Source organism: Methylomagnum sp., assembly GCF_054333355.1.
In genome coordinates this window covers 1-12,610 of record NZ_JBTEKS010000101.1, presented here as the reverse complement: position 1 = coordinate 12,610, position 12,610 = coordinate 1, and the positions used below count along the sequence as shown (strand labels likewise).

Genomic DNA, 12,610 nt, shown 5'->3' with positions numbered 1-12,610 from the left:
GCCTGGTCGTGGGCTGAAGCCCACTCCCACCAGCTTATGCTCGCCCAATGGCCCGGTGGCCGATGTCGGTGCGGTAATAGACATTGTTCCAGCGGATTCGCTCCACCTGCTCATACGCCTTGGCCTGCGCCGCCGCGACGGTCTCGCCCAAAGCGCAAGCGCACAGCACCCGCCCGCCCGCCGTCACGACTTTCCCATCCACTTGCTGGGTCCCGGCATGGAAAACCTTGGTGTCCCGCACTTCCGCTTCCGGCAAGCCCTCGATGACATCGCCCTTGGCGTAATCAAACGGATAACCGCCCGCCGCCAGCACCACGCCCAAGGCGGGCCGCTCGTCCCATTCGGCTTGGACTTGATCCAGCCTTTCATCCAGCGCGGCGCGGCACAGCGCCGGGAGGTCGCTGTTCAGGCGCAGCATGATGGGCTGGGTTTCCGGGTCGCCGAACCGGCAGTTGAATTCCAGCACCTTCACCGCGCCATCCGGGCTGATCATCAACCCGGCGTACAGGAAGCCGGTGTACGGAATGCCGTCCGCCGCCATGCCACGCAGGGTGGGCAGGATCACTTCGTTCATCACCCGGTCGTGGACGTCTGGCGTCACCACCGGGGCGGGGGAATACGCGCCCATGCCGCCGGTGTTGGGACCGAGGTCGCCGTTGTCCCGCGCCTTGTGATCCTGGGAGGTCGCCATGGGCAGGGCATGAACGCCGTCGGCCATGACGATGAAGCTGGCTTCCTCGCCCGACAAGAATTCCTCGATGACCACCCGCCGTCCCGCCGAGCCGAAGGCGCCGCCGTCCAGCATGTCCTGCACCGCCAGCACCGCCTCGTCCGCCGTCTGGGCCACCACCACGCCCTTGCCGGCGGCGAGTCCGTCCGCCTTCACCACGATGGGGGCGCCCTTTTCGCGGATGTACCGAAAAGCCGGGGTGGCCTCGGTGAAGGTGCGGTATTCGGCGGTGGGAATCTTGTGGCGGGCCAGGAAGTCCTTGCAGAACGCCTTGGAGCCTTCCAACTGCGCCGCCGCCTGGGTGGGGCCGAAGCAGTTGAGTCCGGCGGCGCGGAACTGGTCCACGATCCCCAGCACCAGCGGGGCTTCCGGGCCGACGATGGTGAGGTCGATGCCCTGGGCTTGCGCGAAGGCGAGCAGGGCGGGCACGTCCTCGGCGGCGATGGGGACGTTTTCCAAGCTGGGTTCCAGGGCCGTGCCCGCGTTGCCGGGGGCGACGTAGACGGTTTCGGCTTGGGGCGATTGGGCGGATTTCCAGGCCAGGGCGTGTTCGCGGCCACCGCCGCCGACGATGAGGATTTTCATGGCTTGAGGGAGTTGTGGGCTGTGGGACAAAGGCGGGGATGATACTGCGTTCGCGGCGGCGGATGTAGCGCGGCGGGCGGATCAGCGGCTAAGCCATTCCGTGGCGTCGGCCCGATTTGGGAACACCCGCGACGCGGTTGGCGATGGATAATTAGGACTTACGCAGCCCTTGTTATTCAATGCCTTAAAGTGTTCGTAGTCCCGCCTTCAGGCGGTTATTTGCCGCCTGAAGCCTGTCCTGAGCGCAGTCGAAGGGGCGGGGCTACGAGCCAAAAGTTGCGTAAGTCCTAATCCCTTAAAGCGTCCGTAGTCCCGCCCTCTGGCAGATAACCGCCTCAAGGCGGGACCACAATCCAAAGCCAACCCTAGCGGGCTGTGGGCGGCACTCCCGTCTTGAGGGGGGCCGCTTCGTACAGCCCTGTCAGCTTGCGGCGGAACTCGTTGGTGATGTCGCGGGACTTGGCGCGGTTCTCGACCACTCGGGGAGTCAGCAGGACCACCAGTTCGGTGCGGCTGAGCAGCTTTTCCGTCGAGCCGAACAAGTCGCCGATCAGGGGCAGGTCGAATAGCAAGGGGACGCCGCTGCGGTTGTTCTGGGTGTTTTCCTTGATGAGGCCACCCAATACCAAAGTGTCGCCATTGTTGACAGCCACCGAACTCTTGATCTGGCGCTGGGTGATGGTGGGCGAGGCGATGTCCCCGGTCTTGAGAGATTTCACATCGTCCACCGCCTGTTCAAGGTCCATGATGACCAATCCACCCGCATTGACGCGAGGCCGTATGGTCAACATAACGCCAGTGTCGCGGTACTGCACCGAGTTGAAGGACGAGTACACCGGATTATTGTTGATGATGCCGCCCGTGCCTGCGGTGCTGCCGCTGAAGTTGCCATATTGGCCGGTGAGAATGGGCACTTGGTCGCCCACCTTGATGGTGGCCTCCTGATTGTTCAGCACCATCAGCGAGGGCGAAGACAAAACATTGACCTTGTTCTTGTCGGCTTGGGCGGTCAACAAGACGCGCAAATCCTTGGCGACCAGGGCGTAGCTGAAGCTGGTGCCTTGGGCGAGGGTGCCCGCTGTCTTTGCCAGATCAATCGAACTGCCGAACAGGGACTCCGCCTGCGAGCCTTGCTGGAAATACCACTTGATCCCGTATCTCAAGTCGTCCGTGAGCTGGACCTCGGCGATGGTGGCATCAATCAACACCTGCAAGGGCAGCACGTCCAACTCCTTGATGACGGCCTCGATTTCTTTGTAGTCCTGGGCGCGGGCCGTGATGATGAGCGCGTTGTTGGACGGGTCGGCGACCACCCGGGCATTGCCCAAGTCCGCCGCCTGACTGCCCCGCGACCGACTGCCGGAGGTGCCCCGGCCAATGCCGCCGCCAAACCCGCCACCGCCCCCGCCGAATCCACCCCGGCCACCGCCGCCCAGCCCGCCGCGCCCGGACGAGGAGCTTCCCCCGAGGCCACCGCCGGAACCGCCCATGGACCCACTACCGCTGGAACCCAGCCCCGAGGAGCTTCCGCTGGAACCAAAGCTGGAGCCGCTGCTGCCCGAGGAGCCATAGGAATTGCTGGAACTGGAATCCATGTCGCCGGAAGCGCTGGTCAAGCCGCCGCCGCCACTGCTGCTGCTGCCGCCGAAACCACCGCCGCCCCCGATCTGGGAACCCGACGCGCCGGGACTCAGCGAAGGCCGGTTGCCGCGTTGGCCGGAACCGCCGCCGAAGATGTTGCTGAGGGTGTTGGCCAGCTCCATGGCGTCCACGTTCTGCACCCGGTAGACATGGATGCCGCCCGCCCGGTTGGTGGTGTAGCGGTCGAGGCGCTCGATCCAGGTTTCCACCTCGTCCAGATAGCGCGGCTGGGCCGACACGGCCAGGATGGCGTTCAGCCGTTCGATGGGCAGCAGCCGGATCAAGCCCGCCAGCGGACCCTTGTTGGTGTCGCCCAGCACCTTGTCCAATTCCTCGGCGATGGTGGCGGGTTCCACGTTCTTGAGCGGGAAGATCGCCACCGACATGCCGCGCATGTAGTCCACGTCGAACAGCCGGATGGTGTCCAAGGCGGCTTCCAACTCCTCCGCCGTGCCCGCCAGCATCAGCATGTTGCGCTGCTCGTCCACCTTGACCACGGACTTCGGCGGCATCAGGGGTTCCAAGACTTTCTGCATCTCCTTGGCACCGACGAAGTTCAGGGGGGCCACCCGCAATTGGTAGCCCGGCGGCATCCCCTGCCCGGACAGGCCCAGCTTGGCGCCCGGCGCGTCCAGCAGGGCGCTGGCGTCGGGTTCGATGCGGTACATGTTGTGGTCCTTGATGAGTACGCCGCCGTTCATGCGCAGCAAGCCTTCCAGGGTCGGGATAAGCTCATCCTCAGCCAAGGGGCGGGTGGTCTGGAGCGTCACCTTGCCCGTCACCTTGGGGCTTAGCACGTAATTGATGTGCAGGGTTTCATCGAGGATGGTCTTCGCCACTTCGCTCAGGTCGGCGTCGTCGAAATTCAGGGTGTACTTGCCATCCTTGCGGGCGGGGCGGTCGGCCACCGAGCCTGCGCCGATCAGGCCGCCGGTGGCGGGATAGCGCTCGGCGGGCCGGGGCGGTTCGGCGGCCAGCGGTTCGGTTTGCAAAATCTGGGATTCCGGGCCTTTGGTGCGTTCAATCGCTAGGTTGGCCGGCAACTGGGTTTTCTTCGCGGCGTCGGGGCCAAGATATTCGCAACCGGAGAAGCCCAGCGCGGCCACCAGGGGGAGGGCCACGAAGCGGGTTATCGTTTTGTGCATGGGGTTTTTTCGTTGGATCGATGTCGTGAATGTGTCGAAAAAGCCCTTCCCTGGTGCTTAAACGCTGGCAGTCCCGGCTTTAATCGGTACTGCAAACTAGAAATCAATTCGTAGGGTGGGTTAGGCGCACTTCGCACGAACCCGGTAGATTTTCCGGGGCGTTACGTGCGCCCGTAACCCACCATCCTGGTCGGCATGGTGGGTTACGGCGCACGGTGGCGCTGGTGGTCATATCGGCCTCTTCGTGGCGTGCGCCTAACCCACCCTACAAAACTAGCCGCTCCGTCATTGACCCTCGTCGGCGGCTTCCTCGTCCGTGATTTCGCCGTTCATATCGTCTTCGGGCATGTCTGGGTTTTCCTCGTCCGGCATCATCGCGTCGGGCTGCATGGGCACGGGCGGCATGGGCCGTTGTCCCGGCCCTGGCCGTTGTGGCTGCCCCGCCATGGGCTGTCCCGGCACGGGTGGCGGTCCTCCCGTTGGCGCTTTGGGGCGCTTCTTGAGCAGGGTCAGTTCCTCGCGCCTTTCGCCTTGCAGCATCGTCACCTTATCCGTGCCCAGTTCCACCAAGGTCCAGCCGTCCAGGGAGTCCTGCGGCTTGAGGCGCTTGTACTTGCCCTTGGCGTCGGCCACCAAGGCCAACTTGCCCTCAGGTGTCCAGACGATGCCCATCAGCTTGAGCGTCATCGGTCCCACCGGCACCGCTGGCGGCGGTTCGGCGGCGGCGTCCACGCCCGGCTTGCGGTTCTCCATGAACAGCGGGCGCTCGGCCATCTGCTCGTACTCGTTCTCCTCGGGCAGATCGAACTCCTTCCCCGCGTCGGTCGCCTCGGCTTCGGGCGCCACGGCGGCCTTGGCCGGGGACGGCGCTAAATCATGGCTGCGGTGCCGTGCCAGCACCGCCCATTCAATGGCCAGGGCGAGGCCCAGCGCCGCCGCCACGCAGCCCAGAATCGAGGGCAGCAAGTAATCGCGGGATAGCTTCGCCATGTCATTCCGCCCGCATGTAGCCGACCACGTCGAAATCGACGCTGAGCCGGTCGGGGATTTGCGGATTCTTCGCGGCGGGGTTGCGCGGCATACGGATCGGCCTGATGTTGAGATTCTCGATGAATTGATAGGGCTGGGCGGACTCGAAATTATGCAGCACTTGGCGCAGTTGCGGCGTGCTGCCGTTCATCCGCACCTTGACGGCGATGCGGGTGAACTTCTCCTCGGTGCGCTCAGGAATCACCTGGGTGCTGGTCAGCTCGCCGCCCGCCTGGCCCACCACGTCCTTGATCTGGGTTTGCAAATCGGCGGAGGCCAGGGCGGCGGTGTTCTTCTGCATAAAGCGCTCGTCTTGTTGCGCCTCGGCGGCGATTTTCGCCAGCCGCTCCTCCAGGCCACTCTTCTCGGCGGCGATGCGTTGCAGGCGCTGCAAGCGGAATTGCAAATCCTCAATGCTGTCGGCGTACTCGCGGGAAAGGCCGAGCAAGGGCGCGGCGACCGCCAGATACAGCGCGGCCAACACCGCGAACAGCAGGCCCAGCGCCGCCAGCCGGGATTTATTAATCCGAACCGGTTGAGTCAGCAGCGGGTTTTTGAGCAGCAGGTCTTTCAGTGGCGGATTTTTCAGAAAACCTCCCGTTGATCACATCGCTGGCGAGTTGGAACCGTTCCAGTCCGCTGCCGGTGTCCTTGGTCACGGGCGACACGAAGCTGGTGTTTTTGAAATAGCCGGACGCTTCCAGCAGTTCGATCAGCTTGGAAGCCGACGGCGACTGCCCCTGCATCACCACCCGGCGGTCCTTGTATTGCAGGCCGTTGAGCCAGGTGTTGTCGGGGATGAGCCGACTCAATTCCTCCAGCATGTCCACCAGCACCGGCTCGGTGAGCTTCTTGTCCTGGAGGAAGCGGGTCTGGTGCAGCAGGTTGTCGGCCTGTTGCCGCAAGGCTTCCACTTCCTTGGCGATTTTGCCGGTTTTGCGGACCTGCTCTTCCAGCGCCTCCGCCTCCGAGCGGGCCGACAGGATGGGCAGGACGGCCAGCGCGGCCAGCAGGGACAGGATGACGACGCTGAGCGCGATGTTGGTGAGGCGCGGCCAGCGGCTCTTGGCGGGCCGGTACTTTTCCGGCAACAGGTTGAGCAGGCCGGGCGTGGCGGATCCGGCCATGTCCACGCTGTCCGGTCGCCAGCCCCAGGTCGCCAGTTCGTCCAGCAGGGCGTCCAACTTGGCGCGGGGCGTCAGGATCATTTCGACGCTGAGCTGCCGGGTGGCGGTGGAGCGGGCCACGACCCGCGCCCCGAAATACACCTGATCGGCCTTGAAGGGCGTCAGGCGGTCCATTTCGAAGGCCACCACCTGGGCGAGGTTTTCCTCGGCGGCCAGGGGCAGCTTGAGGGTCTTACCCAGCGCCTGCCCGGCGGTCAACCGCAGCACCACCTTGGCCTCGGCCAGTTCCGGGTTGTCCGCCAGCAATTGCTCCCGCGCCTGAGCGCCGGACTCGTCCAGGGCGAAACGGCCCAAGGGGCGCTCGCCGTCCGGGCCGCGATGAGTGGCGGTAAGCCCTTGCTCGTCCTTGCCCAGCAGCAGGTAGTCCGGTGCCCCGCCCAGCAGCTTGAGCAGCTTGGCGGGCACCAGGAACGCCAGTTCGCCGCCCCACCAGCGGAAGAACTTGGCGACATCGAGATTGACGGGTTGATCGAGTTTCAGCATGGGTTATCTATGCGAAGGGACAACATCCTTCGAAAGGATGTTATCCCTAACGGTGCTCCAAAGAATCGTTATGGCCGGGCTTGCTGGCGGTGGAGATTTTCGGTTTCCAGGTGAGATACGTGAAGGGGGAGCCGTCCGCGCCGCGCCCCCGCTTGATGATTGTCCTGACGCCGCCGCCGCTCTGGCCGGGGATTTCCGCCCTGGACTCCACCGTGTAGGCCAAGTCGCCCATGGCGTGGAATTTTATCCCAGGCACCGGCGGCAACGGGACGGGCGGCGCCCCCGACTGGCTGCCCAATTGGCGTTGCAGCAGAAAATTTTCCAGCACTGACTGGTCGCCGCCCAGCAGGGTCGTGAGCAATTCACGCGGGGCTTTATTGGGATTCAGCCCATCCTGTCCGGTGTAGAGGGTGAGCCAGGGTTCCAGGGCGCGGTACAGTTCCGGGGTCATCCCCAAGACCCCGCGCAGTTCTTCCATCACCAGGAAGTTGCGGTTCTGGGGCGCTTGCTTCAGGCCCGCCGCCTTGTAGTCCGAGGCTTCCGCGCCGTGCATGAGCTTCAAATCATCGGCGTCGCGCCAGTCCATGATCGCCTGGGCCAATTGTACCGCCTGATCCTCGTTGTGTACGACGAAGTTAATAACCGTCTTCAAGGTCGGCTCGGTGGCGGCGTTGAGGTCGATTTTGCCGCACTCGTCGAAGAGGCGTATCCGCACCCGCGCCCCTTCCACCTCCCAGGCGTAGGGCGTGCCGTCGGCCTTCCAGCGGAGCTTCGGGTCGGGGAGGCTCAGCATCATCATGGCGTAATGGACGCCGCCATCCGCCAGCGCCACGCCCTTGGCCCGCTCGTGGGCGTGGCTCAACAGGCCCGCTTCCCGCTGGGTGGACAGGGCGTAGCTGCCCGCCATGATGGTCATCAGGGTCAACACCCAAAGCACCAGCACCAAGGCCAAGCCGCGTTGGGAATTTGGCCGCGATTTTTCCCGGCGAGAGCCATAAGAAACAGGGGCAGGACTTACGCAACTTCCCGTTCGGGCTGACCCTTCGACGCCGCTCAGGGCGTACGGCATGTCAACGGCAATTTTGCGTGAGTTCTGAGAGAAATTAGTTCCGGCCATGGCCTTAACGCAGCATCAAGGTTTTCGGGGCAATCAACAGCGTCGGCCAGGCGTCCTCGCCCGCTGGCTTGATGTCGATGCGGATCAGGACCGGCATCTGGTTCTCCCGCCATTCGTCGGACCATTTGATGTCCTGGTTCTGGCCTTGCAATGGATTCAGGCCGCCGCCCGGATTCGGGCGAGGCAGGTAGGCCAGCTTGAGTTCCTCGATGTTTTCCAGCAGGGCGAGGTCGTCCAGGGGTTCGGTCGTGTCGACCTTATCCGGCAGGGTGTTGTAGGGCAGGATCGCCATGCGCAAATCCTTCTTCTCGCCCTTGGAGATATACAGATCGAAGCGGTACAAACCGCCCAGCTTCACCTGCTCCGGCAGCGGGGCCACATAGCTGAGGGTGTCCTGCCTGCCTTGGAAGGCCGGTTCCATCACGCCATTCTTCAACGTGGCGGCGACCGGCAGCAGGCTCTCGATGTGGGAGCGCAGGAAGTTCTCGACGATGAACATCCGGCTGGCCTTCGCCATGCGCTCCTCGCCCATCTCCCAGCTTTGGGCGCCGATGCGGAGGCTGCCCATCAGCAGCGTCATCATGACGGCCAGGAGCGTCGCGCCAATCAGCACTTCGATCAGGGTGAAGCCGCCGTTCGCGGCCCGGAACCGCCGCCCGCTGTTCATCGCCGCACCGCCCCGCCGCCCATGCCGGGGGTGTCGGACAGGAGTCGCAAGGTTTTCAGATCGAAGGCGCGGGGATCGTCGATGTCCCCCCATTCCACGCTCAATTCCACCCAGTAAGGCTTGAAGCCCAATTGCTGGGTGCCAGCCAAGGCTTCATCCACGGGATAGGGATTGACGCTGAGGGTCCAGCGGTAGGTGTCATCCACGCTGCCGTTGGTTTCCCCCGGCTGCAAAGGCGCTTCGATGCCCGCCGAGGCCAGCAGGGACTCGGCGACGATGATGGCCCGCGAATATTCGTCCGCCGTGCCCGCGATCCGTCCCGCGCCGCCGAAGATGCGCAGCAAGACGCCCAGCGACAGGGACAACAGGGCGAAGGCCACCAGGATTTCCAGCAGGGAGAAGCCCGCTTGGTGGCCAGCGCCCATTACTCCCTTTGTAAAAGGGGGGGCGGGGGGGATTTCCTCCCGGCTAATCCTCATCCGCGCCCTCGCCAATCTTCACCTCGCCGGTCAGCCAGTTCACGTCCACCACTTGCTTCCGCCCGCCGCCCGCCAGCGTGACCCGCCCGCCCGTGGCCGAGCCGTCCGGGAAGAAGCGGATACGCCCGGTGCCCTCGTCCACGGTTTCCGATTCGGCGGTGTAGAGGCTCAACCCGATGCCACCGGGCAGGCTGTAGGCTTTGTTCCGGCCCGTCACCTTGTAGCGGTGGCGCTTGATGTCCAGTTCGAATTCCGCGTCTCTTCCCCGCATGAGCGCCTGTCCCCGCACATGGCGGAGCGCCGAGGCCACGTCGCGGGTGGCCGAGGTGAGCTGGGCGCGGGCGATGGCCGGGCCGAAGTTGGGTACGGCTAGCGCCATGAGCAAGGCGACCAAACCGAGTGCCAGCAGCAGTTCCAGCAGGGTGAAGCCGCGTGCCACGGGCATCCGCCGATCCCAACCGCTGGCGGGGCTTATTCCCAACTGGCGATGTCCGCGTCCTCGCCCGCGCCGCCTTCCGCGCCGTCCGCGCCCAGGCTGAACAGGTCGAATTTGCCGTGCTGGCCGGGCGACACGTAGTGGTAGGGGTTGTTCCAGGGGTCCAGCGGCACCTTCTTTTTGCGGAGGTAGGGACCGTTCCAATATTTGGCGCTGGCGGGTTGTTCGACGAGGGCCGCGATGCCTTCATCGCCCGCCGGATAGCGGCCCACGTCCAGCTTGTACATATCCAGGGCGCTCGACAATTCCTCGATTTGGGCGCGGGCGGCCTTCGGCTTGGCCTCGCCGAACTGCCTCATGACCGCCGGTCCAACCAGCCCGGCCAGGAGGCCGATGATGGCGAGTACCACCAACAGCTCGAACAGGGTGAAGCCGCGCTGAACGCGCCGGGTGCGTCGATGTTTCTGCATATTGGAAACCATGGCTGAAAAAGTGGGTTGAAGCTTACCGCGAGATTGCGGAGGGATTATGTGGAATTCGGGCGGCGGAAGCGCCCAAGGATTGATGTGCGGCGGGATTTTCCCATCCCCGCCGCCGATGTGCGAGTCCTATTGTGGGGCAAGGAATTGCCATTCGTGCTTTGTGGCGCTTAGAGCGTTTTCATTTCCTGGTTAGACGTGGGCCGGAATAAGCCCCTTCGAGCGGCACGCGAGAAGAGGCGTTTCCGGCGGAGAGGCTGAAACCTTAAAAAGCCAGATCGTTGACGCTCAGGATCGCCAGCATGATGGAGACGATGATGCCGCTGATCATCAGGCCCATGCCCACGATCAATACCGGCTCCAACAGGGCCAAGAGGCGTTGGATGGTGATCTTCACCTCCTTGTCGTAGACCACCGCCACCCGGTCCAGCATCTCCGCCAAATGCCCGGATTCCTCGCCGAGCTTAATCATCTGCATGGCGAGGGAAGGGAATAATTCCGCTTCCATCAAGGGTGCCGTCAAGCCGCCGCCGCGCTTGAGGCTGTCCACCGCAAGGCCGATTTTCTCCGCCACCAGCCGGTTGCTGAGGGTTTCCTTGACGATGGACAGCGCCGCCAACAGCGACACGCCGTTGCTGAGCAGGGTCGCCAGGGTGCGGCTGAAACTCGCCACCTGCACCTTGAGGATCAACTCGCCAAACAGCGGCAATTTCAGCATCCAGCCGTCCCAGGTCAAGCGACGCACCGGGTCGGCCCGCTGGTAGCGCACCCAACTGGTGACGCCAATCACCACCGGGATCGCCGCCCACCAATAGGAGCGGATGGCGGAGGCGGCACCGACCACGATCTGGGTCGGCACGGGCAATTCTTTTCCGGCGCTTTCGAACATTTCCGTGAACTGCGGCACCACGAAGGTCAGCAACAACAGCAGGGTGCCTATCGCCATGGTGACGAGGATGGCCGGGTAGATCATGGCGGTGGTGACGGTGTCGCGCAGTTCCTTGGAGCTTTCCAGGAATTGGCAGAGCCGGTCCAGCACCACTTCCAGCGCCCCGCCCGCTTCGCCCGCCCGGATGAGGTTGAGGTAGAACCGCGAGAACACGCCGCCCTGGGCTTCCAGCGCGTCCGACAATTGAGCGCCGCCTTTCACCTTGTCGAGAATCTTGCCGATCATGGCGTTGAATTCCGGCTCGCGGGCGGTAAGGTCCAGCAGCACGGACAAGGCCCGATCCAGTGGCAGCCCCGCTTGCAACAGGGTCAGCAGTTCGCGGGTGAACAGCAACACCTGCTTGTACGAGACGCGGGCACCGCGCTTGCCGGGTTTCAGCCAGGCGAGGGGCCGCGATTTGGCCGGGGTGATGCGGATCGGCAGCAGGCCGTCACCTTGCAGGGCCAGCAGCAGGGCGCCCTCGTCGGGGGCTTCGCGCTCTTCCTCGATGGTTTCGCCTTCGCGGTTTACGGCTTTGTAGATGTAGAGGGGCATGGCGGGAAAAGGGGGTTATTCGAGAGTGGTCACTTGCCACGGGCAGTCCAGCGGCATTGCGCCAATCTCGCAGAGCCAGGGATGAGGATCAACCACGCGCAGCATTTGCTGGAATTTCAGTAGACCTTTATTTCGGTCTATGACGGGCGGTCTAACTTTAGAGGGAACTTTCGGTTGCTCAATGTGCAGGGCTACCCGGATTTTCGGTTTTTGCCCGGCCATTGTGGCAAATTCGTGGATGCTAAGTTCTGGATGTCGCTGGGCGAGATAAAGATTCGCGAGGGTATCCCTAACTTTATGGGCCACCTCAGCGCATAAATCCATGGATTTTTCCCGGCCATTAATTCGGTAATCCTTAGCCTCAATCAACCACAAGCTTTCCGCTCTCGGCGAAAAAGCCACCACATCGACGCATTTACTGCTGGCTAATTTCTGAAAATGATCCCGGTAAAAAGCAGTTTCATCATATTTTTCCACCAGCCAGTCGTCTGGAAAGGTAAAAAGCAGCTTTCCCTCGATAATCGTCGGCATAAGTTATTCTTACTTCGCTCGGGAAGCCCGGTAATACCATTCGTTGTAGCGGTCTGACTGGTCGATTTCCACATCTAGTGCGGTAATAGGATCAATATCGACTAGATTATTCCCCGAGCTAACTTGCACGCCATCATCCCCGAACGAAAGGGCAAAAAATCTGGATGGAACTTTGCTGGTTTCTCCGGCTAGCTGTAGTTGCAGGTCGATTTCTTTTAGGAGAAATAGGCTGTGGGTTGCCAGGATAATCTGAACGCCTTTGCGGGCCAGAATGACGAGGGCTTCGGCAAGCTTGGAAATTAGGCGGGGGTTGAGGTTGGTTTCTGGTTCATCCCAGAATAGGGTTTCTCCTTTCATTTTAATGAGTCCGTGGCGGATGAAGTACGGCAGCATTGCGAGTTTGCGTATTCCCTCAGCTAAAAGTGGCGTTTCCATTTTATAGCCGTCTTTCTCAACGAACACCAGTTTTCTTCCCTCTAGTGCTAAATATCCCCCAAGAGCAACCTCCAGGTCTTGAATTACTTCCAACTTGGGAGGATTAATTAATTCGGGAAAGTCGAAGTTGACAGCCATGTCTTTATAGGTGGCATCAAGCTTGATTTTATATTCATCTAAAAG

The 12,610-nt window shown here is 62.7% G+C and carries 13 protein-coding genes; all 13 read right to left on the bottom strand.

Features of this window, described 5'->3' with window-relative positions:
- Positions 1 to 34 precede the first annotated feature (34 nt).
- A complete protein-coding gene (purD, locus tag ACXWUF_RS09945; protein WP_458494516.1) occupies positions 35 to 1,315 on the bottom strand; it encodes a phosphoribosylamine--glycine ligase in 1,281 nt (426 codons plus the stop codon).
- 365 nt (positions 1,316 to 1,680) lie between these two features.
- The gene (gspD, locus tag ACXWUF_RS09940) at positions 1,681 to 4,101 is read right to left on the bottom strand and encodes a type II secretion system secretin GspD (RefSeq protein ID WP_458494515.1); all 2,421 of its coding nucleotides are present in this window, start codon (positions 4,099 to 4,101) and stop codon (positions 1,681 to 1,683) included.
- A 285-nt stretch (positions 4,102 to 4,386) separates the two neighbouring features.
- The gene (locus ACXWUF_RS09935; protein WP_458494514.1) at positions 4,387 to 5,091 is read right to left on the bottom strand and encodes a type II secretion system protein N; all 705 of its coding nucleotides are present in this window, start codon (positions 5,089 to 5,091) and stop codon (positions 4,387 to 4,389) included.
- Between the two features lies 1 nt (position 5,092).
- A complete protein-coding gene (gspM, locus tag ACXWUF_RS09930; RefSeq protein WP_458494518.1) occupies positions 5,093 to 5,641 on the bottom strand; it encodes a type II secretion system protein GspM in 549 nt (182 codons plus the stop codon).
- 10 nt (positions 5,642 to 5,651) lie between these two features.
- Entirely contained in the window at positions 5,652 to 6,800 is a 1,149-nt protein-coding gene (locus ACXWUF_RS09925; protein WP_458494513.1) for a PilN domain-containing protein, read from the bottom strand.
- 46 nt (positions 6,801 to 6,846) lie between these two features.
- Entirely contained in the window at positions 6,847 to 7,743 is an 897-nt protein-coding gene (locus tag ACXWUF_RS09920; RefSeq protein ID WP_458494517.1) for a general secretion pathway protein GspK, read from the bottom strand.
- A gap of 178 nt (positions 7,744 to 7,921) precedes the next feature.
- Positions 7,922 to 8,584 carry a prepilin-type N-terminal cleavage/methylation domain-containing protein gene (locus ACXWUF_RS09915; protein ID WP_458494512.1) on the bottom strand — a complete coding sequence of 221 codons (663 nt, stop codon included), beginning with the start codon at positions 8,582 to 8,584 and terminating at the stop codon, positions 7,922 to 7,924.
- Positions 8,581 to 9,009, bottom strand: a complete 429-nt coding sequence (locus ACXWUF_RS09910; protein ID WP_458494511.1) for a prepilin-type N-terminal cleavage/methylation domain-containing protein — start codon at positions 9,007 to 9,009, stop codon at positions 8,581 to 8,583. The genes ACXWUF_RS09915 and ACXWUF_RS09910 overlap by 4 nt, the downstream gene beginning before the upstream one ends.
- Before the next feature lie 43 nt (positions 9,010 to 9,052).
- Complete coding sequence (locus ACXWUF_RS09905; protein WP_458494510.1) at positions 9,053 to 9,508, bottom strand: GspH/FimT family protein; 456 nt, start codon at positions 9,506 to 9,508, stop codon at positions 9,053 to 9,055.
- Positions 9,509 to 9,534: 26 nt separating this feature from the next.
- Entirely contained in the window at positions 9,535 to 9,969 is a 435-nt protein-coding gene (gene gspG, locus ACXWUF_RS09900; protein WP_458494509.1) for a type II secretion system major pseudopilin GspG, read from the bottom strand.
- Positions 9,970 to 10,243: 274 nt separating this feature from the next.
- Positions 10,244 to 11,461 carry a type II secretion system F family protein gene (locus ACXWUF_RS09895; RefSeq protein WP_458494508.1) on the bottom strand — a complete coding sequence of 406 codons (1,218 nt, stop codon included), beginning with the start codon at positions 11,459 to 11,461 and terminating at the stop codon, positions 10,244 to 10,246.
- A 15-nt stretch (positions 11,462 to 11,476) separates the two neighbouring features.
- On the bottom strand, positions 11,477 to 11,992 hold the full coding sequence (locus ACXWUF_RS09890; RefSeq protein WP_458494507.1) for a hypothetical protein: 516 nt from the start codon (positions 11,990 to 11,992) through the stop codon (positions 11,477 to 11,479).
- Positions 11,993 to 12,001: 9 nt separating this feature from the next.
- The coding region (locus tag ACXWUF_RS09885) for an AAA family ATPase (RefSeq protein ID WP_458494506.1) at positions 12,002 to 12,610 on the bottom strand (609 nt) is incomplete at its 5' end.

Coding starts and splice junctions, on each gene's coding strand:
- purD (WP_458494516.1), bottom strand. CDS start 1,315: ATGAAAATCCTCATCGTCGGCGGCGGTGGCCGCGAACACGCCCTGGCC.
- gspD (WP_458494515.1), bottom strand. CDS start 4,101: ATGCACAAAACGATAACCCGCTTCGTGGCCCTCCCCCTGGTGGCCGCG.
- ACXWUF_RS09935 (WP_458494514.1), bottom strand. CDS start 5,091: ATGGCGAAGCTATCCCGCGATTACTTGCTGCCCTCGATTCTGGGCTGC.
- ACXWUF_RS09925 (WP_458494513.1), bottom strand. CDS start 6,800: ATGCTGAAACTCGATCAACCCGTCAATCTCGATGTCGCCAAGTTCTTC.
- ACXWUF_RS09915 (WP_458494512.1), bottom strand. CDS start 8,584: ATGAACAGCGGGCGGCGGTTCCGGGCCGCGAACGGCGGCTTCACCCTG.
- ACXWUF_RS09910 (WP_458494511.1), bottom strand. CDS start 9,009: ATGGGCGCTGGCCACCAAGCGGGCTTCTCCCTGCTGGAAATCCTGGTG.
- ACXWUF_RS09905 (WP_458494510.1), bottom strand. CDS start 9,508: ATGCCCGTGGCACGCGGCTTCACCCTGCTGGAACTGCTGCTGGCACTC.
- gspG (WP_458494509.1), bottom strand. CDS start 9,969: ATGCAGAAACATCGACGCACCCGGCGCGTTCAGCGCGGCTTCACCCTG.
- ACXWUF_RS09895 (WP_458494508.1), bottom strand. CDS start 11,461: ATGCCCCTCTACATCTACAAAGCCGTAAACCGCGAAGGCGAAACCATC.
- ACXWUF_RS09890 (WP_458494507.1), bottom strand. CDS start 11,992: ATGCCGACGATTATCGAGGGAAAGCTGCTTTTTACCTTTCCAGACGAC.